General features: G+C 72.9%; 16 protein-coding genes. 10 read left to right on the forward strand and 6 right to left on the reverse strand.

The genetic code is table 11. The features are described from left to right. Nucleotides 1–4: 4 nt before the first annotated feature. A complete protein-coding gene (locus tag ACZ6S0_RS32060; RefSeq protein ID WP_465923035.1) occupies nucleotides 5–1,204 on the reverse strand; it encodes a PP2C family protein-serine/threonine phosphatase in 1,200 nt (399 codons plus the stop codon). Between the two features lie 143 nt (nucleotides 1,205–1,347). On the opposite strand from ACZ6S0_RS32060, the gene ACZ6S0_RS32065 reads away from it, so the two are divergent. The 6 genes from ACZ6S0_RS32065 to ACZ6S0_RS32090 all read left to right on the forward strand — a co-directional run bounded on the left by ACZ6S0_RS32065 (nucleotide 1,348) and on the right by ACZ6S0_RS32090 (nucleotide 11,620). Then, nucleotides 1,348–2,457, forward strand: a complete 1,110-nt coding sequence (locus tag ACZ6S0_RS32065; RefSeq protein ID WP_465923036.1) for a M24 family metallopeptidase — start codon at nucleotides 1,348–1,350, stop codon at nucleotides 2,455–2,457. Nucleotides 2,458–2,505: 48 nt separating this feature from the next. After that, a complete protein-coding gene (locus ACZ6S0_RS32070; protein ID WP_465923037.1) occupies nucleotides 2,506–3,279 on the forward strand; it encodes a protein phosphatase 2C domain-containing protein in 774 nt (257 codons plus the stop codon). Nucleotides 3,280–3,391: 112 nt separating this feature from the next. Further along, nucleotides 3,392–6,427, forward strand: a complete 3,036-nt coding sequence (locus ACZ6S0_RS32075) for a helix-turn-helix transcriptional regulator (protein ID WP_465923038.1) — start codon at nucleotides 3,392–3,394, stop codon at nucleotides 6,425–6,427. 229 nt (nucleotides 6,428–6,656) lie between these two features. Continuing rightward, on the forward strand, nucleotides 6,657–7,928 hold the full coding sequence (locus tag ACZ6S0_RS32080) for a hypothetical protein (protein ID WP_465923039.1): 1,272 nt from the start codon (nucleotides 6,657–6,659) through the stop codon (nucleotides 7,926–7,928). 138 nt (nucleotides 7,929–8,066) lie between these two features. Beyond that, nucleotides 8,067–10,712: a DUF7824 domain-containing protein gene (locus tag ACZ6S0_RS32085; RefSeq protein WP_465923040.1), complete on the forward strand. Its 2,646-nt coding sequence runs from the start codon at nucleotides 8,067–8,069 to the stop codon at nucleotides 10,710–10,712. A gap of 5 nt (nucleotides 10,713–10,717) precedes the next feature. Further along, entirely contained in the window at nucleotides 10,718–11,620 is a 903-nt protein-coding gene (locus ACZ6S0_RS32090) for a hypothetical protein (RefSeq protein ID WP_465923041.1), read from the forward strand. Nucleotides 11,621–11,653: 33 nt separating this feature from the next. Here ACZ6S0_RS32090 and ACZ6S0_RS32095 read toward each other — a convergent pair whose 3' ends face one another. Then, nucleotides 11,654–12,256: a TetR/AcrR family transcriptional regulator gene (locus ACZ6S0_RS32095; protein WP_465923042.1), complete on the reverse strand. Its 603-nt coding sequence runs from the start codon at nucleotides 12,254–12,256 to the stop codon at nucleotides 11,654–11,656. Nucleotides 12,257–12,323: 67 nt separating this feature from the next. Here ACZ6S0_RS32095 and ACZ6S0_RS32100 point away from each other — a divergent pair, with 67 nt between their 5' ends. From ACZ6S0_RS32100 to ACZ6S0_RS32115, 4 genes are all read left to right on the forward strand, one after another. Then, on the forward strand, nucleotides 12,324–13,058 hold the full coding sequence (locus ACZ6S0_RS32100; protein ID WP_465923043.1) for an SDR family NAD(P)-dependent oxidoreductase: 735 nt from the start codon (nucleotides 12,324–12,326) through the stop codon (nucleotides 13,056–13,058). A 268-nt stretch (nucleotides 13,059–13,326) separates the two neighbouring features. Then, a complete protein-coding gene (locus ACZ6S0_RS32105; RefSeq protein ID WP_465923044.1) occupies nucleotides 13,327–14,094 on the forward strand; it encodes a terpene synthase family protein in 768 nt (255 codons plus the stop codon). Between the two features lie 257 nt (nucleotides 14,095–14,351). After that, entirely contained in the window at nucleotides 14,352–14,945 is a 594-nt protein-coding gene (locus ACZ6S0_RS32110) for a GTP-binding protein (RefSeq protein WP_465923045.1), read from the forward strand. Between the two features lie 24 nt (nucleotides 14,946–14,969). Next, a complete protein-coding gene (locus tag ACZ6S0_RS32115) occupies nucleotides 14,970–15,443 on the forward strand; it encodes an Lrp/AsnC family transcriptional regulator (RefSeq protein ID WP_465923046.1) in 474 nt (157 codons plus the stop codon). 78 nt (nucleotides 15,444–15,521) lie between these two features. Here ACZ6S0_RS32115 and ACZ6S0_RS32120 read toward each other — a convergent pair whose 3' ends face one another. The 4 genes from ACZ6S0_RS32120 to ACZ6S0_RS32135 are packed head-to-tail and all read right to left on the reverse strand — an operon-like array spanning nucleotide 15,522 to nucleotide 19,607. Next, nucleotides 15,522–16,499 (reverse strand): N-acetylglucosamine kinase, encoded by a 978-nt coding sequence (locus ACZ6S0_RS32120; protein ID WP_465923047.1) that lies wholly within the window; start codon nucleotides 16,497–16,499, stop codon nucleotides 15,522–15,524. Continuing rightward, nucleotides 16,499–17,758, reverse strand: a complete 1,260-nt coding sequence (locus ACZ6S0_RS32125; protein WP_465923048.1) for a 6-phospho-beta-glucosidase — start codon at nucleotides 17,756–17,758, stop codon at nucleotides 16,499–16,501. The genes ACZ6S0_RS32120 and ACZ6S0_RS32125 overlap by 1 nt, the downstream gene beginning before the upstream one ends. Continuing rightward, on the reverse strand, nucleotides 17,755–18,651 hold the full coding sequence (locus ACZ6S0_RS32130) for a carbohydrate ABC transporter permease (RefSeq protein ID WP_465923049.1): 897 nt from the start codon (nucleotides 18,649–18,651) through the stop codon (nucleotides 17,755–17,757). The genes ACZ6S0_RS32125 and ACZ6S0_RS32130 overlap by 4 nt, the downstream gene beginning before the upstream one ends. Beyond that, nucleotides 18,648–19,607, reverse strand: coding sequence for a carbohydrate ABC transporter permease (locus ACZ6S0_RS32135; RefSeq protein WP_465923050.1), 960 nt, complete (start codon nucleotides 19,605–19,607; stop codon nucleotides 18,648–18,650). Before ACZ6S0_RS32135 ends, ACZ6S0_RS32130 begins: the two co-directional genes overlap by 4 nt. Nucleotide 19,608: the final 1 nt, after the last annotated feature.

Consider the following 19,608-nt stretch of genomic DNA (forward strand, 5'->3'; position numbering starts at 1 on the left):
AGCACTAGGCCAGTATGCCCACCGCCAGCAGGCACGCGTCGTCCTCCGGGTTGGGGCCGCCGATGTCGGTGAGCAGGCGGTCGAGGCCGGCGTCGAGGTCGTGGCCGCGGATGCGGCGGGCAGCGGCCAGGGTCAGGTCGAGGCCCACGTCGATGTCGCGGGTGCGCCGCTCGACCAGCCCGTCGGTGAACAGCAGCAGCAGGTCGCCGGGCTGCAGCCGGGTGGTGGCCAGCTCGTACGGGCTGCCGGACGCGGCCCCCAGCAGCACGCCCCTGGGCTTGACGAGCTGGCTGGCCACCCCGTCGCGCACCAGGATCGGCGCCAGGTTCCCGGCCTGGCCCCAGGCGAACACGCGGGTCTCGGGGTCCAGGTGGCCGATGATCGCGGTGGCGGTGGTGTCCTTGAGCTGGTGCATGACCAGCTCGTTCAGCCAGTCGAGCAGCCGGTTGCCGGCCTGCCCGGTCATGGCCAGGCCGACGAGGGCGTGGCGGAGCTGGGCCATGCGGGAGATCGCGGGCAGGCCGTGGCCGGACACGTCGCCGATGGCCAGCAGCAGACGCCCGTCGGGGGAGGGCGCGGCCTCGAACCAGTCGCCGCCCAGGTTCGCGGTCTTCTCGGCCGGGACGTAGCGCACCGCGACCCGGGTGTGCGGCAGGTCGAGGCAGCCGGCCGGCTCGGGCAGGATGGCCTCGCGCAGGGCCAGCATCACGTGGCGTTCCTCGGCGGCCTGCTCGCGGGCCTCCAGGAGCTGGCGGCGCGACTCCGTCACCATGCGCTCGGCCCGGCGGCGTCCGGTGATGTCCTGGATGACGCCGTGCATGCCGATCGTGCCGCCGGGCCCGGCCAGCGGTTCGAGCACGACGCGCAGGTCGCGCACGTCGCAGGAGCCGGCGCCCCGGCGGATGCGGAACTCGGCCTGAACCGGCTCGACGCCCTGCACCGCCGACCACAGCAGGCGGTCGAGCGTGGCCACGTCACCCGGCTCGACGTGCTCGGCCAGGTCGGGCAGGGGGATCGGGCCGTCGACCGGGTCGCGGCCGAAGATCACGTACACCTGGTCGGACCAGATCGTCTCGCCGGAGTGCAGGTGCCACTCCGCCCAGCCCATGTTGCCGAGCCGCTGGGCGTGCGCCAGCCGTACGGCGAGGATCTCGGCCTCGCTCTCATGCCCGAGCAGCTCGGCTGCGCCTATGACGTCGACCATGGTCTCACTCTCGAAGCGCAGTGGAACTGGACAATTGGCCCCACAATACGTGATCGATCGTGAACGGTGTGTAGTGCGAGCTTGCGGCGTGGTGAGACCTTTCCGCGGATTTTAGGACGGACGGTCCGAGTAGATTGTCGGCTGTGACGTCCTCAGACCTGTACCCCGTGTCCCGGCTCGCCGCCGTCCAGGAGGCCACCGCCAAGGCCGGCCTCGACGCCCTGCTCCTCACCCCAGGCCCCGACCTGCGCTATGTCAGCGGCTACGACGCCAAGCCGCAGGAACGGCTGACGTGCCTCGTGGTGCCGGCCTCCGGCGAGGCGTACATGATGGTGCCCCGCCTGGAGCTGCCCGCCGCCCAGGCGTCGCCGGCTGCGCGGCTGGGCCTGGAGTTCGTGGCATGGGACGAGACCGACGACCCCTACGCGATCGCGGCGGCCCGGCTCGGCCAGGTGGCCAAGGTGGGCCTGGCCGACCGCATGTGGGCCATGGCGTCGCTGCGCTTCCGCGAGGTGCTGCCGAGCGCCGGGCAGGTGCTGGCCGGAAGCGTGCTGCGGGAGCTACGGATGCGCAAGTCGCCCGCCGAGGTGGCGGCGCTGCGGCAGGCGGGAGAGGCGATCGACGCGGTGCACCGGCAGGTGCCCGGCCTGCTGCGGGCCGGGCGCACCGAGCGCGAGGTGGGCCGCGATCTCGCCGAGGCGATCCTGGCCTCCGGGCACGAGACCGTCGACTTCGTGATCGTCGCCGCCGGCCCGAACGGGGCCAGCCCGCACCACGACGTGTCCGACCGGGTCATCCAGGCCGGTGAGCCGGTCGTGGTGGACATCGGCGGGCAACTGCACAACGGCTACTGCTCCGACTCCACCCGTACCTACAGCGTGGGCGAGCCGCCGGCCGAGTTCGCCGCCTACTACGAGGTGCTGCGCAGGGCCCAGGACGCGGCCTGCCGGGCGGTGCGGCCCGGGGTGCCGTGCGAGTCGATCGACGCCGCCGCCCGCGACGTCATCGCCGAGGCCGGGTACGGCGACCACTTCATCCACCGCACCGGCCACGGGATCGGCATCGAGACGCACGAGGAGCCGTACATCGTGGCGGGGAACGGGGAGGCCATGGAGCCCGGGTTCGCGTTCTCGGTGGAGCCGGGCATCTACCTGGCGGGCCGCCACGGGGCCAGGATCGAGGACATCGTGGTCTGCACCGAGGACGGCGGCGAGCGGCTCAACGACACGCCGCGCGACCTCGTGATCGTCTGATCGCGGCCCCCGCCCCCGGCGGGGCGCGGGTGTGACACAGTCGCTGTCATGTTCGCGGAGATCACGTACGCCACCAGGCCCGGGTCCGGGCGGCCCAACGAGGATCTGGTGATCGCCGGGCCGTCCTGGATCGTCGTCCTGGACGGGGCCACGGCGCCGCCCGGGGTCGACAGCGGCTGCGTGCACGACGTGGCCTGGCTGGTGGGGCGGCTCGGCGGCGCGCTGGCCGAGCGGCTGGCCGCCGGTGACTCGGCCCCGCTGGCGGCGCTGCTCGAGTCGGCGATCGAGGAGACCGGGGCGGCGCACGCGTCGTCCTGCGATCTCGCCAACCCCGACTCGCCGTCGGCGACGGTGGCCATGGTGCGCTGCCGGGAACGTTTGGAGTATCTGGTGCTGGGGGATTCGCCGGTGGTGTTCTCGCTGGTGGGCGGTGGGACGCGGGTGGTGTGCGACGAGCGGCTGGAGCGGTTGCCCGGCGGGCGGCCGTACTCGCTGGAGCTGGTGCGGCGGCTGCGGAACGCGCCGGGCGGGTTCTGGGTGGCCGGGGCGCGACCCGAGGCGGCTCGCGAGAGCGTCACCGGCGAGGTGGACCCGGCCGGGGCGCGTGGGGATGCGGTGCGCGGAGTCGGGGTGTTCACGGACGGGGTGGGACGGCTCGCCGACTGGTACGGCTGGAGCTGGGCCGACGTCCTGGAGCTGCTGTCCGGGCGCGGGCCTGGGGCGGTGATCGCGGCGGTGCGGGAGCTGGAGACGGCGCGCGGGCCCGTCTGGGGCAAAACTCACGACGACGCCACGGCCGCCTGGGGACGCCTGGCAGACTGAACCGCCGTCACCTGAGGACGGGCTCACGCCGCCTGCGCCGAGGGGCATGCCGAGGTGTATCAGGCACGGCCTGCGCCGCTCTGAGATTTCGAGGGCGGCGGAGGGAGTGCGCATGTTCGTCGGCAGGACACGAGAGGTCGCCCTACTGCGCGCGGAGCTGCGTGCGGCGGCCAGCGGGGCCGCGCGGAGGGTCCTGGTCGAGGGGCCGGAGGGCATCGGCAAGACGGCGCTGGTGCACCGCGCGCTCGACGGGGAGGCGGGCGCGCGGGTGCTGACGGTCAGCGGCGAGGAGAGCGAGCGGGAGCTGCCGCTGGGGGTGCTGCGGCAGATCGCGGAGGAGGCCGTCCGGCTGGGGCTCGGCGCGACGGGGGCGCTGACCGGCGGCCGTTCCGGCCGGGGTTCCTGCTGTGGTTCCTGCTGTGGTTCCGGCGGTGGTTTCTGCCGGGGTCGCGGCGGTGGTTCCTGCTGTGGTTCCTGTAGTGGTTCCGGAGGGGACGATCGGCTCGCCGAAGCCGTGGCGGGCCCGGCGGGGGAGCCGGACGTGTGCGCCGCCGGGCAGGCGATCTGCGAGGTCGTGGCCAGGGTCCCGGAGGGGGAGACGCTGGCGCTGGTCGTCGACGACGCGCAGTGGGCGGACCGGCCGTCGCTGCGGGCCCTCGGCTACGCGCTGCGGCGGGTACGGTCGGGGCGGGTGCTCGTCCTGGTCGTCTGCCGGGACGCGGCCGAGCCCTGGCTGCCGGAGGGGCTCGGGCGGCTGCTTCGCGGCGACGGCACGCTGCGCGTCGCGCTCGCGGGGCTGAGCGCGTCCGAGTTGGCCGCGCTCGTCGCGGGGCTCGCGCCGTCCACCAACGGACCGGGTACGGACGGGGCGACCGCGATGGTGACCCCGTCCATGGTCACGTTCATGACCCCGTCCATGACCCCGTTCATGATTACGGCGAGGGCAGAGGTCGTGGTCACGGCGACGTCGGGGAGGGAGGCGGCGGCGCGGACGACGTTGGGGGCGGAGGCGGCGGCGCGGTTGCGGGAGCACACCCTGGGGAACCCGCTGCACGCCCGTGCCCTGCTGGACGCGCTGCCCCTCGCGGTCCTCGACGACTCCGGCGCTCGCCTCCCGGCACCCGCGACCTACCAGCGGCCCTTCGCCCGCCGCCTGCACGCCTGCGCCCCCGCCACCAGGCGGCTCGTCGAGGCGTGCGCCGTGCTGGGCGGAAGGTGTCCGCTGCACGTGGCCGCCGCCGTCGCCACCGGGATCGACGAGCCACTGAACGCCCTGGAGGAGGCCGTCGCCGCCGGGCTGCTGCGCGAGCTGCCCGGCCGCCTGATCGGCTTCCCCGAACCGCTGGCCACGGCCGCCGCGTACGACGGCATCGGCGCGGGTGGGCGGGCACGGCTGCACCTGGCCGCGTCCCGGCTGGCCGAGGACACCGGTGCCGGGCTGCGCCACCGCGCGGCCGCCGCCGGAGGGCCCGACGAGGCGCTGGCCGAGGAACTGGCCGGTTTCGCCGCCAAGGCCGCGCAACACGGTCAGTGGCAGGAGGCCGCCGCCCATCTGGAGCTGGCCGCCGGGCTCACCGAGTCGGCGGGACGCCGTGACGAGCTGCGTACGGCCGCGATGGAGCACGTCCTCGCCGGGGGCGACGTGATCCGCACGGCCGAGCTGGCCGCCGTGCGCAACGCCGACCCGCGCCCGGTACGCCGGTACGTGCTGGGCCGGCTCGCCCTGGCCGCCGGGCGCTTCGACGAGGCGTACGAGCTGCTGGCCGAGGCGTGGCGGCACGCCGAGCCCGGGTTCGCCGCCGACGTGGCCGAGCAGCTCGCCTGGCTGCGTCTGGTCACGGGGGACGCGGCGGCGGCGGACTGGGCGCGGCTGGCGATCGAGCAGCCCATCCAGGGCGCGGTGGCCCGGCCGTACGACGTCCTGGCCCTGTCCGTGGCACTCGGCAGCCCTCGGCCGGGCGGCGTGGTGGCGGTGGGCGGGGTGTCCGGCGTGGCCGGTTCTCAGGACGGCGACGGCCTCGCCGACGCCCTGGCGCACCTGGCACGGGACGAGCCCGGCCTCGCGTACGCCGTGCTCAAGCGGGTCGTGGCCGCGGCCGGGACCGCGGGCCTGCCGCACCACCGGCTGTCGGCCGAGGCGCTGCTCGCCGTCGCCGAGCATCGCCTGGCGCGCTGGGACGAGTCCGCGGCCCGCGCGGAGCGGGCACTGGCCGAGGCGGTGGCGCTCGGGCAACGGTGGCTGCTGCCGTGCCTGGCGGCGGCGTGCGTGGCGCCCCTGGCCGCCCGCGGAGATCGGGAACGTGCCCTCGCCCACGCCACCGCCGCTGGAGAGGCCGCCCGGCGGATGGGCCACGCGATGGGCCAACGCCAGGCGGACCTCGCCATGGAGCTTCTGGGAGCGGGGCACCGGGCCGAGGAGGACGGGTCCGTGCCGGGTGGGCCGGCGGTCCCGGTGTTCGTGCCCGACCCGCGTCCGGCCCGGATCGAGGCGCTGGTCGCCGACGGGCGGCTGGAGGAGGCGGCGGCCGTCCTGAACGCATACGCGGGTGGGGCGTCGGCGGAGGGCCCTGACATGGACGGGGACGGGGATCGGGCGGTGGCGCGGCAGGACGCGGCGGAGCGGACAGGTGAACAGGGAACGACCGAGTGGCGGCGGGCCGAGCGGCTCAGGCTCGGCGGTCTCCTGCTGGCGGCCAGGAACGTTCCAAGCCAGGCCGAGGAGCGGTTCGGGCGGGCGCTGGCCCTGGTGGGGGCGGGGGTGTGCCCGCTGGAGGAGGCGCGGGTGCTGCTGGACCTGGGCAGGCTGCTACGCCGTACGGGACGGCGCAGGGCGGCGGCCGAACGGCTCGGGGCGGCACGGGCCATCTTCGAGCGGCTGGGGGCGCGGCCGCTGGTCGAGCGGTGTGTTCACGAGCTGGAGGCGTGCGGGCTGGAGCCGGTCGCGACCGTACGGCTCGGGCTCACCCCGCAGGAGTTCAGCACCGCCATGCTCGTGGCCGGTGGCCTGACGAACCGGCAGATCGCTAGGGAACTGCTCATCAGCGTCAAGACTGTCGAGTATCACCTCGGGAAGATCTACACCAAGCTCGGCATCGGCTCCCGCGTCGCGCTGGCCGCCAAGCTCGCCGCCCACACCGGGCCGGCCTGAACACCGTCACGGGACCGGATCCGCGACGGCCCACAGGCTTGTCAAGACGCAGAGAACATCACCAAATCGACCCCTTCTCGCCTCCTTGAGAGCCATTGCCACGCTCCAAAACCGGCGATTGGATCTAGAGGTGATCTTCTGCGGTGCGTGACCAACGGGGGTTCGGACGCACTGCCACGCATCGAGGTCACTCACACCCCTTCGGACATCCACAAGGAGGCCATGCCGCATGCCCAACGCCCCCCTGCTGCACTACACCACCAGCACCGCCCCCCTCCAGGCGGGCACCCCCGACAAACCCGCCGCCAACACCATCGACATCACCGTCTCCAGCCCGGCCGGCCAGAAGGTCTACTGCAAGAAACTCGACATCGCCGTCCCGATAAGCGCGCCCGACGACGGGGGTGCGTACTTCACCGCGAACCCGCAGTCCTCGATCACCGGCAAGTGGAGTATCGCGTCCGCCCAGGTGGAGAGCGGGCGGAAACTCGGCCTCGACCCGGGCGTGAACTACTACCACGTCGTTTTCCAGGCCCCGCCCGTACCTGGGTTGGACCTCATCGACAAACCGCTGAAGATCAGCATCACCGGAAAGGTCGCCGCCACGCCCGGCAGCGAACTCACCTGTCAGATCACCGAAACCTCCGGCACGACCAGCGGCAAATACACTCCCAAGACCTCGCAGGACCTGACCTGGAACACCGAGAAACCCCCCTTCTACCTGCGTAACTTCCTGGCCGGCGCCCCGGACGAGCCGACCGTCCCCAGGACCGGGTTCAACGCCGGCGACGTCATCTCGCTCACCTGGGAGAGCAACGGCGACTCCTTCCACCTGTACGGCGGCGACGGCGCGGTCCTCCACGAAGGCCCCGAGACCACCTGGACCGTCCCGGCCGGCACGATCGCCAACGACACCACCTTCACCCTGAAGGCGTCCGCGAAAAGCGCCACCGGATTCGAGACGGTCGACCGTTACGCGACCCTCACCGTCACCATCGACAATCCCACCCTGAGCGACCTGACAGTCGGCCACGCGTCCCCGAACAAGCTCACCACCGTCGGCACGAACGGGCTGACGGTCACCGGAACCATGTCCGCCCAGTCCTCGCTCGACGTGTACGGCTATCTGACCGCCCACAACAATATGACCGCCGAACAAGCGGTGACGATCAGCCGCGACCTGACGGTCTACGGCAAGGCCAACCTCGAAGCGTTGTTCGACGGCCAGGACATTCTCAAACCCGTGTGGAATGGGAACAGCACAGATCCCGTCACCGTCTACAGCGACGGCATCCTGTTCCTCAGAGCCGGGGCCACGGACACCGGTACGTGGTCGCTCCTCACCGTGAAAGAGAACGGCGAGGAACGTATTCGCATGAGCATGGGAGGGGCGTCCACCAGCTTCACCATCCCCCTGAGAAAAGGGCAAGAATGGTACGTCCATGGTCTTTCGTATTTCACGTTCGGCTGCCTCACATTTCATTGGTTCAGCTTCCGCTGAGAGGGCTGGCCACCGCCGACCCCGGGGTCGCCGTTCCCGCGTCCGTCACCCACCGCGCCGTAACCACCGCGCCAGAACCGGCGAGCGGGGAGCGTCGATGATCGGGAAATGTCGGCGGCGATCGTTACTGTCCCGGCCATGGATCACTGGAACGAGATCAGGAAGCTGATCGAGGGTCGGCACGCCGAACGGCTCACCGAGCGGCTCGTGGCCCTTGGCGGGGAGGCGCGCAAGCAGGTGGCGGCGCGATTACCAGAGCTGTTGAAAGAGCTGCGGGGCCGCTTCGACCGGTGGGACCGCGACCTGGTCGACTACGCCGTCGTGCTGCGCGTGGCGGGCGCGGCCACCCTCGGCGGCGCCGCGGCCGTGGCCTCCTGGCTGTATCGGCGCGACTACGCGCCCCAGTGGGCCGGGCCCGACAACGACGTCGACCTCGTCCTGACTGTGCTCGCCGACCGGCCCGCCGCCTGGCGGGCCGACCTGGCGGAGCGGCTGGTGCTGCGCACGCGCGTCGCCGACGACCGCGGCATGGCGCTCGCCCTGGCCCTGCTGCGCAGGACCGGGATCGCGCCGCCGCCCCACGACGTGCTCGTCGCGGGCTGGGCGAACGGCTCCCCGTCGCGTCTCGGTGACGATCCGCTGCTCGACCACCTGCTGCCGCGGCTGTTCGAGGCCGAGGGCGTGGGCCGGGTGCTGCAGTGGGACAACGACCCGGACGCGGGCTGGCTGGGCGCGCTGCTCGACCTGGCCGACGCGGGCCGCGTCAAGCGCGAGGCGCTGATCGTGGGGTGCCTGCGCCGCTTCCTGCGCGGGGGCACGCCCATCGACCTGCGCTTCTTCGTACGCCTGCACGAGGCTCTCGACCCCTCGCCCGCCGAGGTGGCCGGGAACGCCCGCGACTACCTGCGCCTGCTGCCGGCCGCGCCTGGCCCGGTCGCCGAGCTGGCCGTCAAGCGGCTGCGCGCCCTCACGCCCAGGAGCGGCGGCACCCCCGCGGAAGGAATAGGGAGCGCCGACGTGTGGGCCACCGGCGGGCTGAGCGCCGACGATCTGGCCGAGGCGTGGGAGTCGCTGCTGTTCCGCGCCGAGCGCAAGCTGGTCCGCGCGGGCCTGTCGTGGCTGCGGGCTTCCGTGCGCCGGTCGCCCGAACTGGCCGACGCGGTGGCCGCGCCGCTGGCCAGGGCGTTCGCCGCCGACTCCGCCGAGCTGCAGGAAATGGCCGTCGAGGTGGCCCTGGCCCACGTGGGCGGCATGGGCGAGGAGAGCCGCGCCGTCCTCCGCGACGCCGTCGAGCTGCTGCCGCCCGGCCTCGGCAGGCAGGTCGCGCTGGCCTTCGACGGGGGTACGGTGGCCGACGCCGCGCCCGCGTACGTGCCACCGCCGCTCCCGCCCGCCCCCGAACGCGCCGGCGCCCTCGAACCCCCTCCCGGCTCCCCGGCGGAGCTGGCCCGGCTTATGGGCCAGGGGGGCGAACGGACGTGGCAGGCGTGGGAGCGGCTGCTGGCCGGGTTCGTGACGCTGGCGGGGCGTGACCCGGACGGCGTGGCGGCGGCGCTGCGCCCGCAGCGGCTCGACTGGGCGAGCTGGAAGTACCAGGAGGAGAGCTGGCGCCGGGCCGACCAGTGGCTCCAGGGGGCGGTGCTCTCCCTGTCGGGGGTCGCGCCGAAGCGGCGGGTGTGGCTGGACCTGCTGCCGACCTCCCGCGTGGCCGCCCCCGACCTGCTCCTGCTGCACCGCGCGGCCGAGATCCTGCGTGCCGTCGAGGAGGGCGGCCTGCCGCCGCTGCTCCTGGCCACGCCCACGCACGACACGGGGCACGTGGCGGCGGCCGAGCTGGTGCGGCGGCTGGAGGTGCTGGAGGCGGCCGGGGTCAGGCCGCTGGCCGCCGACTTCCAGCAGGCCCTGCTGCGCCTGCCGCGAACGCCGGATCCCGAGGCGGCCGGGCGGGCGGCCCGGCTGACGTCCGCGGCGGGCCGGGTGCTGGCCGCCTGGACCTGCCCGGAGCCCACGGTGGCCATGGAGTGGAGGTGCGGCAACGCGGGGCCCGAGCACGACTGGCACGACCGGCGGCACAACCACTCCGTACGCCTGACGCCGACGTGCGCGGGCGGGCGCACCGGGTTGCCGCTGGTGGATCTGATGCTGGGCGAGGTCGAGGAGCACACCGAGGCGAACCACCTGGCGTGGTGGCCCGCGACCCTGCCCGCGCACCGGGAGGTGGCCGCGGCGCACCTGACGCCCTACGCGCTCATCCGCTATTGGGAGGCGAGCTGGGTGGGGCCCGCGCAGGCGCTGGCCCTGGCGCGTTCTGAGGGGCCCGCCGGGGCGGCGTTCGCGCTCCTGCTGGCGCGGGTGCTGGGCGATCCGCAGATGCCCGAGTCGGTGGAGGTGCTGCTGGAGGTGGCCGCACGGGGCGAGCTGCCGGCACGGGAGATGGGCCGGCAGGTCGGGCTGCTGCTGGCGAGCGGCGAGGTACGGATGATCGACATGGTCGCGGCGCTGGAGTCCGCGGCCCGTCAGGGCGCGCACGCGCAGGTGTGGGAGATCGCCGCCGCGGCGCTGCCGGAGCTGCTGCCCCCGGAGGGCGAGCGGCCCCGTAACGGGCTGGGCGGGTTCGTGGCGCTGGCCGCCTCGGCCGCCGAGTGGTGCGGCGCGCGCGGCGAGATCGCCGAAGTACGCGCGATGGCCGCCCGCAAGGGCAACAGCGGCCTGCTGCGCGAGGTCCGCCGCCTGCACGACCACCTCACCGCGGCCCCGGGCCGTGCCATGGGACAGGAGGGATGATCACTATGCGGATTCGACCGAGGCGGATCACGCGGCACCGATCCCGCCACGCGGCGGTGCACGCCAGACGGATGGAGATCGGCGACCTCGCGCGCGCCGCCGCCGGGCCGAGCTGGTCGCGCCTGGCGGTCCGGCACGACCAGGTCGGGGCGTACGCGCGCACCGTCGTCACCCGTGACGGCCGAGAGATCCCCGTCGAGGGCATGGACGAGCCGTTCCAGCTCATGCGCGAGCTGTCCTACGCGGCGGGCGAAGGCACCTGGTTCACCTGCGAGCTGGAGTTCGCGGCCGGCACCCGGGCCTACGCGGGGCGGGTCCAGTCCGCCGAGCCGCCGTTCGAGGAGGTGCCGCCGGTGGCCGCGCTCGCGGAGCTGACCGCCTTCCCCCGCCTGGAGCCGCCCGCCTGGTTGTCGTCGGCGTTGCCCACCGCCGTGCCTCTCGGGCTGCCCGGTGCCCACGACGACCACTTCCACTCCTGGCTCTTCACCACCGACGACCGCCCTCCGATGCCCCCGCCGCCGATCAACGGGGAGGTGTCCTACACGCCGGACGCGGGGATGACGGCGGCCGTGCTCCTTTACGAGCAGGACCACGGCCACCAGAGGCTCTTCCTCGCCGAGCGGGCCGACGTTCAGGAGGGCGAGCACTTCTACGTGGGCCGCCACGACCAGGCGTACTGGGTGGCGCGGCAGGGCATGCGCGCCGCCGGCGAAGCGGTGCGGGCACTCACGCTCGACGGGGACCGGCTGGCGGTGGAGGTGACGCAGGAGGGGGCCGACGAGCTGGAGACCGAGACGGTCTTCACGATCCGCCTCGACCTGCCGCCGGAGCGGATCGGCGCGTTGCGTACGGTGCTGCCGGGCGTGCTGGGCCAGGTCGAGTCGCCCCCCGACCTGATCGGCTTCTGACCGGGCGGGGCGGCCGTCAGGAGGCGCGAACGGTCAGCGGGGTCCGGCCGTCTCGGCAGGCCAGGCCGACATGGCCAGGGCGGCGACGCGCAGGAGGTCGGACTCGGTGGCGCCGTCGCGTGACTGGGTGGACATGCCCTGGATCACCGAGGCGTAGAACGTGGCCAGCCCCGCCGTGTCCGTGCCGGGCGCCAGCCGCCCGGCCGCCACGTCGTCGTCGATCCGCCGCCTGAGCGCCGCCTTCGCCTCCTTCCTGAAGCCCCTCAGCAGCTCCTCGACCTCGGCCGACTCGGGCCCGCAGTTGACCGCCGCCGTGATGATCAGGCAGCCGCGCGGGTGCCCCGGGCCGGCGTACTCGTGGGCGGCCTCGCGCAGGACGCGCTCGATGGCGCCGCGCCCGGTCGGCTCCTCGGCGAGCGCGCGGGCGGTGAAGGCGCCGTGGGTGGCCTGGTAACGGTGTACCGCCTCCTCGAACAGCCGCCGCTTGTCGCCGAAGGCCGCGTACAGGCTGGGCGGCCTGATGCCCATCGCTTCGGTGAGCTCCGCGACCGAGGTCGCCTCGTAGCCGTGCCGCCAGAACGCCAGCAGCGCGCTCTCCAGCGCCGCCTCCCGGTCGAATGCCCGCTGTCTCGCCATGCGCCGATTCTATAGCGATCGCTATGATACGGTTTTTGTATCGATCGCTAAAGAAAGAGAGCGCAAGATGAGGACTGCCCTGGTGACCGGCGGGAGCAGGGGGATCGGCCGCGCCATCGCGCTGCGCCTGGCCCGTGACGGCTTCCACGTGGCCGTCAACTACGCCAAGGACGCGGCGGCGGCCGAGGAGGTCGTCGCGCTGGTCGAGCGGGACGGCGGCAGCGCGTTCGCCGTGCAGGCCGACCTGGGCGTGCCGGAGGACGTGCACCGGCTCGCCGAGCGGGCCGGGAGCGAGACCGGCGTGCTCGACGTGCTCGTGAACAACGCGGGCATCGGCATGTCCAAGCCCATCGCCGACGAGACGCCGCAGGAGTACGACCGGCTGTTCGCCGTCAACGTCAAGGGGCTGTTCTTCCTCACCCGGCAGGTGCTGCCGCTGATCCCCGACGGCGGCAGGATCGTCAACATCACCTCGGGCGTGGCCCGCATCGCCTTCCCCGAGGGGATCGCGTACGCGATGACCAAGGGCGCGGTGCAGGTGTTCACGCTGGCGCTGGCCAAGGAGCTGGGCCCGCGCGGCATCACGGTCAACAACGTCGCGCCCGGGATCATCGACACCGACAACAACGCGAGCTGGCTGCGCGACAACCCGGAAGGGCAGGCGTACGCGGCGTCCAGGCACGCGCTCAACCGGGTGGGGCACGTGGACGAGATCGCCGGTGTGGTCGCGTTCGCCGCCTCGCCGGACGCGAGCTTCGTCACCGGCACCACCCTCGACGCCACCGGCGGCGGAAACCTCTAGCGGTGCCCGGCCGGGCACTTGCCTGAAGGGGCAGCGTGGCGGGCCTGTTGGCCACTCCGCTGATGCCTTGATCGCAAGCACGCGATCATGAAACAATTTCCCGGCAGGTATATCCGGGTGTCAGGGGGTCCCTCGCACATGATCCGCGAGCCGATCGAGCGGCCCTAGGGTGCCGGACGACGAGCTGGACGAGGCGTTCGGGCTCGGCGAGGCATGTGCGCTGGCTGCCGAGTGTGGCAGGGATCTGCGGAGATGTGCCCAGATTTATGTGGGTTTGTTCCCTGCGGCCGCCTTCGGCCCCGACTACTTCAACACCCTGACCCTCGCCACCGCCTTCAGCGCCCCCTGGGCCGGAGCCGACCGGCTGAAGGTCGTCAACCGGGCCGCCCTGTGGGTGAGCGCCGTGGACCGGCTCGTCGACCACACCGCGATCACCTGCGAGCAGGTCGACCGCCTCACGGACGAGTGCCTGGAGGTGGCGGAGGGGGCCGCGCCGCGCTCGGCGGTCACCCGGTTCCTGGCCGACCTGCGCGACGAGCTGGGCACCGTCAAGGAGTTCGGCGACCTGCAGCGGATCTGGCTCGACCAGCTCGCCGCCATGCTGGCGGGCATGGCCAGGGCCTGGGTGTGGCGTGACACGCGCGCCCTGCCCTCGCTGGCCGGCTACGTCGGCAACGCCGACTGCCGAGGCTCGTCCTTCGTGGACCTGTCGCACTGGATCTACACGGCCGACGACTGGTCGAGGGCGCATCTGGCGGAGCTGCGCGGGGTCAGCAGGCAGGTGCAGCGCTACCTGCACCTGCTGGGCGACGTCGCCTCCTACCGCCGTGACATGAGCTGGGGCGACCTCAACGTGCTGGCGCTGGGCGTGGAGCGGGCCGAGGTGACGGGGACGATGGCCGAGCTGGCGCGCGAGGCCGAGACGCTCATCGAGCCGGTACGCCTCCACAGCCCCCGTACGGCCTCCTACCTGCGAAGACAGATGGGCTTCCACGCGGGGTTCACCGGCGTCCCCGGCGGCGGCCCCGCGACGTGAAGCGTTTGTCGGAATTCATGACAGAAAATCTTGACTCTTCCCGTTAGATCAGCGAATGGCATCGCTTACAGCTACAAACCGTGACATTTTGTTTCTTGTAAAAATTCGCGGTTTGAGTGGAAAATGTGGCGTTGCTAAGGTGTCTCGTTGCCAGGCATGTGGACCGACCCTCCTCAGCGTGCCTTGACAGGTACCACTGACCACGGCACCTCAGGAGTGCGGTCGCGCATGCGCGGGAAATGTACGGGCGGTGCTGGATGGAGTTCGGTCGCTCAGACCGTTGGCGGCTGCCGACCGCGATCAAGATTCTGATCGCCGGAGGATTCGGCGCGGGCAAGACCACCATGGTGGGCGCCGTGTCGGAGACCAGGCCGCTGCGCACAGAAGAGGCGCTCACCCAGGCCGGGGTGCACGTCGACGACCTGGTGGGCGTGGAGCGCAAGCTCACCACCACCGTGGCGATGGACTTCGGCCGCATCACCATCCGCAACGACTACATGCTCTACCTGTTCGGCACCCCCGGCCAGGAGCGCTTCTGGTTCGTGTGGGACGAGCTGGCGATGGGCGCGCTCGGCGCCGTGGTGCTGGCCGACACCCGCCGCCTGGAAGACTGCTTCCCCGCCGTCGACTACTTCGAGAAGCGCGACCAGCCCTTCATCGTGGCGCTCAACTGCTTCGAGGGCACCTCGGCGTTCACCGTGGGCGAGGTGCGCTCGGCGATCGGCCTGGAGCCGGACGTCCCCATCGTGCGCTGCGACGCCCGCCGCCGCGACTCCGGCAGGGAGGTGCTCATCACGCTGGTCGAGCACGCCATGCGGCGGGGCGTCACCCCCGTCGGGACCATGTCGTGACCATGACCGGCTACCTTTGATCCGATGGAGGAGATCGACCGCCGGATCGTCACGCTGCTGGCCCGCGACGGCCGCATGAGCTTCACCGACCTGGCCAGGGAGACCGGGCTCTCGGTCTCAGCGGTGCACCAGCGCGTGCGCCGGCTGGAAAAGCGGGGGGTCGTCCGCGGATACGCCGCGATCATCGACCACGACGCCGTGGGGCTGCCGCTGACCGCGTTCGTGTCGATCAAGCCGATCGACCCCGCCGCGCCCGACGACGCCCCCGAGCGGTTGGCCCACCTGACCGCCATCGAGGCGTGCCACAGCGTGGCCGGCGACGAGAGCTACATCCTCAAGGTGCGGGTGGCCTCGCCGGTCGCGCTGGAAGACTTGTTGCAGCAGATCCGCGCCTCGGCCAACGTCTCGACCCGCACCACGGTCGTGCTGAGCACCCCCTACGAGCACCGCGCCCCCGAGGTGGCCGCCGAGCCGTCCCCCGCCTCGGACGACTCGTAGCAGACCGCCCCGTAGCAGACCGCCCCGTAGCAGACCGCCCCGTAGCAGGCCACCTCGTAGCAGGTCACACAGGCGGGGTCAGCGTGGCGGGCCGTAGTGGGCGCGCAGGCGCGCGGCGGCCGGGTCCGCCGCGCCCAGCCGCTCCAGGCCCAGCAGCGCCGCCCCCATGACCGGCGGCAGCTCCGCCACCACGAGCTTGGCCCGCGGCGCCCGCAGCGCGAACCCCGTGTCCAGCAGCGCGGTCATCAGCGGGTCGCGGGCCGTCAGCAGGCCGCCGCCCAGCACCACCTCCGCAGGGGTCTCCAGCAGGCCGAGCCGCCGCAGGCACACCTCCGCCAGCACCGTCACCTCCTCGGCCTGCCGCTCGACCAGCGCCCTGGCCACCGCGTCCCCGTCGCCCGCCGCGGCCAGCACGCCCGGCGTCAGCTCGTGCAGGCGGTCGCCGTCCACGCGGCCGAAGTGCAGGCCCAGCACCAGCTCCTCGACCGTCGCCGTGCCGAAGTGGGCGGTGACCACCCCGGTCAGCGCGGTCGGCGCGCCCCGGCCGTCCTCGGCTCGGATGGCGTGCCACAGCGCCTCCTCCGCCAGCCCCTGACCGCCGCCCCAGTCACCGCTGATGCGCCCGAGCGCGGGGAACCGGGCCACCTCACCGGCGGGGGAGACGCCGACCGCGTTGATGCCCGCCCCGCACACCACGGCGACCCCCCACGGGGCCGACGCCCCCGCCCGCAGCAGCGCGAACGTGTCGTTGAGCACCACCACGTCCGCGCCGACGCCGCGGGCGGCGAACTCCCTGGCCAGCGCCTCCTCCTCGACCGGCAGATCGGCGCCCGCCAGGCAGGCCGACACGTGGTCGAAGCCGGCGCGCGGCACCCCGGCGGGCAGCGTGGCCAGCGCCGCCGCCACCACGTCCAGCGCCGCGCCCACGCCGTCGCGCTGCGGCGTGAACCCGCCCGAGCGGGCGGTGGCGAGCACGTCCCCGTGCTCCGACACCACCACCACGTCGGTCTTGCTGTTGCCGCCGTCCACGGCGAGCACGAGCCTGGTACGCCCCACTAGCCCACCGTCCACGGAAGGTGCGCCCGGTTGGCCTCCAGCAGCAGCCCGGTCAGCTCCTCGGCGGGCTCGTCCTGCCCGATGAGCGGGTGGGCGAGCAGCGCGTCGCGCACCCGGTCCGCGCCGCCGTGCAGGGCCGCCGCCAGGGCGAGCGACTCGTACGCCGACACGTGCGCGATCAGCCCCGCGTACAGCGGCTCCACGGGCGCCACCGGCAGCGGCACGGCCCCGGACGCCGTGATGGCGGCGGGCACCTCGATCACCGCCTCCGCATCGAGGAACGGCAGCGTGCCGCCGTTGCGCACGTTGACGACCTGGGTGTCGCCCCGGTCGCCGAGCAGCGAGGCGACCAGCGCCACCGCCGCCTCCGAGTAGAACGCGCCGCCCCGCCGGGACAGCAGCTCGGGCTTGTTCACCACGGCCGGGTCCGCGTACAGCTCCAGCAGCCGCGCCTCCATCTCCGCGACCTCGGCCGCCCGCGTCGGCTTCGCGCGCTGCTCGCGCACCACCGCGTCGTGGGCGTAGAAGTAGCGCAGGTAGTAGGACGGGATCGAGCCCAGCCGCCGCAGCAGCTCGGGGCGCAGGCCCAGGCCCTCGGCCAGCTCGTCCGCGTGCTCGCGCAGGATCGCGGGCAGGACGTCCTCGCCGTCGAGGTGCACCGCCCGCACCCAGGTCAGGTGGTTGAGCCCGACATGGCCCAGGGAGACGCGCGCCGGGTCCACGCCCAGCCCGGCCGCCATCCGGCGCTGGACGCCGATCGCCACGTTGCACAGGCCGATGGCCCGGTGCCCGGCGTCCAGCAGCGCCCTGGTGACGATGCCGACCGGGTTGGTGAAGTCCACGATCCACGCCTCGGGGGCGACCGAGCGTACGGTGGCGGCGAGGTCCAGCACCACCGGCACCGTACGCAGGGCCTTGGCCAGCCCGCCCGCGCCCGTCGTCTCCTGCCCCACGCATCCGCAGCGCAGCGGCAGCGTCTCGTCCACCTCGCGGGCCGCCTGCCCGCCCACCCTGAGCTGGAACAGCACCGCCCGCGCCCCCGCCGCCCCCTCGGCGACCGAGGAGGTGGCCACCACCCGCGCCGGGTGCCCCGCGTGCGCCAGCATGCGCCGCGACACCCCCGCCACCAGCTCCAGCCGCGAGGGGTCCGGATCGATCAGCACCAGCTCGGTCACCGGCAGTTCGTCGCGCAGCCGCGCGATCCCGTCGACCAGCTCCGGCGTGTACGTCGAGCCGCCCCCGACCACCGCGAGTCTCAACCTTTCACTCCCGTCAACGTCACGCCCTCGATGAACACCCGCTGGGCGAAGAAGAACACGATGATCACCGGTGCGGTCACCAGGAGGGTGGCCGCCATGGTGAGGTTCCACTGCACGCTGTGGAACGCCTTGAACGTGGCCAGGCCGAGCGAGAGCGTGAGGTTCTCCTGCTCGACGCCCGCGTACAGCAGCGGCCCGTAGTAGTCGTTCCAGCAGTAGAAGAACTGGAAGAGCGCCACCGCGGCGACCGCCGGGCGGGCCATCGGCAGGATCACCCTGACCAGCGTCCTGAAGTCGGAGCAGCCGTCCACCTTCGCCGCGTCGGTGTAGTCGCGCGGGATCGTGATCAGGAACTGCCGCAGCAGGAAGATGGAGAACGCGTCGCCGAGCAGCAGCGGCAGGATCAGCGGCCACAGGCTGTCGGTCAGCCCCAGCCGCGCCCACACCAGGTAGATCGGCACCGCGACCACCTGCGGCGGCAGCATCATGGCCGTGACGACCAGGAGGAAGGCCACCCGCCGCCCCCGGAAGCGGAACCGGGCCAGCGCGTACGCCACCGGCACCGACGACACCACGGTGAACAGCGTGCCGAGCGCCGCGTACATGAACGTGTTGGCCGCCCACCGCAGCAGCAGCGACTTCTCGAACACCTCGGCGAAGTTCGCCCAGTTCCAGCTCCGCGGCCACAGGTCGCTGGTCAGCGCCTGCTGGTCGGTCATCAGTGCGGTCAGCGCGATGAACACGATCGGCGCCAGGAACATCAGCGCCAGCGCGATGGCCAGCGCGTGCGTGGCCACCCACGACAGCAGCCGCCGCCTGCGCGCCCTGGCCCCGTCGAGCCGCGGGCCGCGGGCCACGGCCAGGCTCGGCGGCGCGGTGACCGTGGCACTCATGCGTCCTCCTCGACCCGGCGGAACTGCCGCAGCAGGATGGATGTGAAGATCATCGACGTGGCGAACAGGAGCAGCGCGAGCACGCAGGCGTAGCCCATCGAGTAGTCGCGGAACCCGGCCTGGAAGAGCCACTGCGGCAGGGTGAGCAGCGACTCGTCGGGGTAGCCGGGGGCGAACGAGCTGCCCGGCGAGTCGGTCACGCCCGAGGCCACCCGGGAGGCGATCATCGCCTGCGTGAAGTACTGCAGGGCGTAGATGACGTTCGTCACCAGGGTGAACATCAGCACGGGCGCGATCATCGGCAGCGTCACGCTGCGGAACTGCCGCCACGGGCCGGCGCCGTCGATGGCCGCGGCCTCGTACAGGTGCCTGGGGACGTCGAGCAGCGCCGCCATGAAGATCACCGCGAGCTGGCCGCAGCCCCACAGCGACAGCAGCGTCAGGCTGGGCTTGGACCAGGCCGGGTCGCCGAACCAGTCGGGACCCTGGACGCCGAACAGCGCCAGGAACTGGTTCAACGGCCCCGTCGACGGGTTCAGCAGGAACACGAACGTGATCGTCCCCGCCGCCGCCGGGACCAGCGACGGCAGGTAGAAGATCGTCCGGAACAGCCCGGTCCCCGCCTTGAGCCTGATCACGAGCTGGGCCAGCGCGAGCGAGAACAGCACCGTGGCCGGAACCATGATCAGCACCAGCCACAGCGTGTTGCCCGCCGAGGTGAGCACCCTGGGGTCCTGGAGCAGGTAGCGGTAGTTGTCCAGCCCGATGAACTCCAGGGTGTACATGTCGTAGCGGTGGAAGGAGAAGTACACCGTCGACAGCAGCGGGTAGACGAAGAAGACCGACACGCCGACCAGCCACGGCGACAGCCAGACGAGGGCCCGCAGCCCCGCTCTGGGCCGCCGCGGCGGCCCAGGGACGGGCCCAGGGACGGGAGCGGAGAGCGCGGTGGCCACC

The organism is Nonomuraea sp. NPDC051298, assembly GCF_055586305.1.

Coding starts and splice junctions, on each gene's coding strand:
- ACZ6S0_RS32060 (WP_465923035.1), bottom strand. CDS start 1,204: ATGGTCGACGTCATAGGCGCAGCCGAGCTGCTCGGGCATGAGAGCGAG.
- ACZ6S0_RS32070 (WP_465923037.1), top strand. CDS start 2,506: ATGTTCGCGGAGATCACGTACGCCACCAGGCCCGGGTCCGGGCGGCCC.
- ACZ6S0_RS32075 (WP_465923038.1), top strand. CDS start 3,392: ATGTTCGTCGGCAGGACACGAGAGGTCGCCCTACTGCGCGCGGAGCTG.
- ACZ6S0_RS32080 (WP_465923039.1), top strand. CDS start 6,657: ATGCCCAACGCCCCCCTGCTGCACTACACCACCAGCACCGCCCCCCTC.
- ACZ6S0_RS32085 (WP_465923040.1), top strand. CDS start 8,067: ATGGATCACTGGAACGAGATCAGGAAGCTGATCGAGGGTCGGCACGCC.
- ACZ6S0_RS32090 (WP_465923041.1), top strand. CDS start 10,718: ATGCGGATTCGACCGAGGCGGATCACGCGGCACCGATCCCGCCACGCG.
- ACZ6S0_RS32095 (WP_465923042.1), bottom strand. CDS start 12,256: ATGGCGAGACAGCGGGCATTCGACCGGGAGGCGGCGCTGGAGAGCGCG.
- ACZ6S0_RS32100 (WP_465923043.1), top strand. CDS start 12,324: ATGAGGACTGCCCTGGTGACCGGCGGGAGCAGGGGGATCGGCCGCGCC.
- ACZ6S0_RS32110 (WP_465923045.1), top strand. CDS start 14,352: ATGGAGTTCGGTCGCTCAGACCGTTGGCGGCTGCCGACCGCGATCAAG.
- ACZ6S0_RS32115 (WP_465923046.1), top strand. CDS start 14,970: ATGGAGGAGATCGACCGCCGGATCGTCACGCTGCTGGCCCGCGACGGC.
- ACZ6S0_RS32130 (WP_465923049.1), bottom strand. CDS start 18,651: ATGAGTGCCACGGTCACCGCGCCGCCGAGCCTGGCCGTGGCCCGCGGC.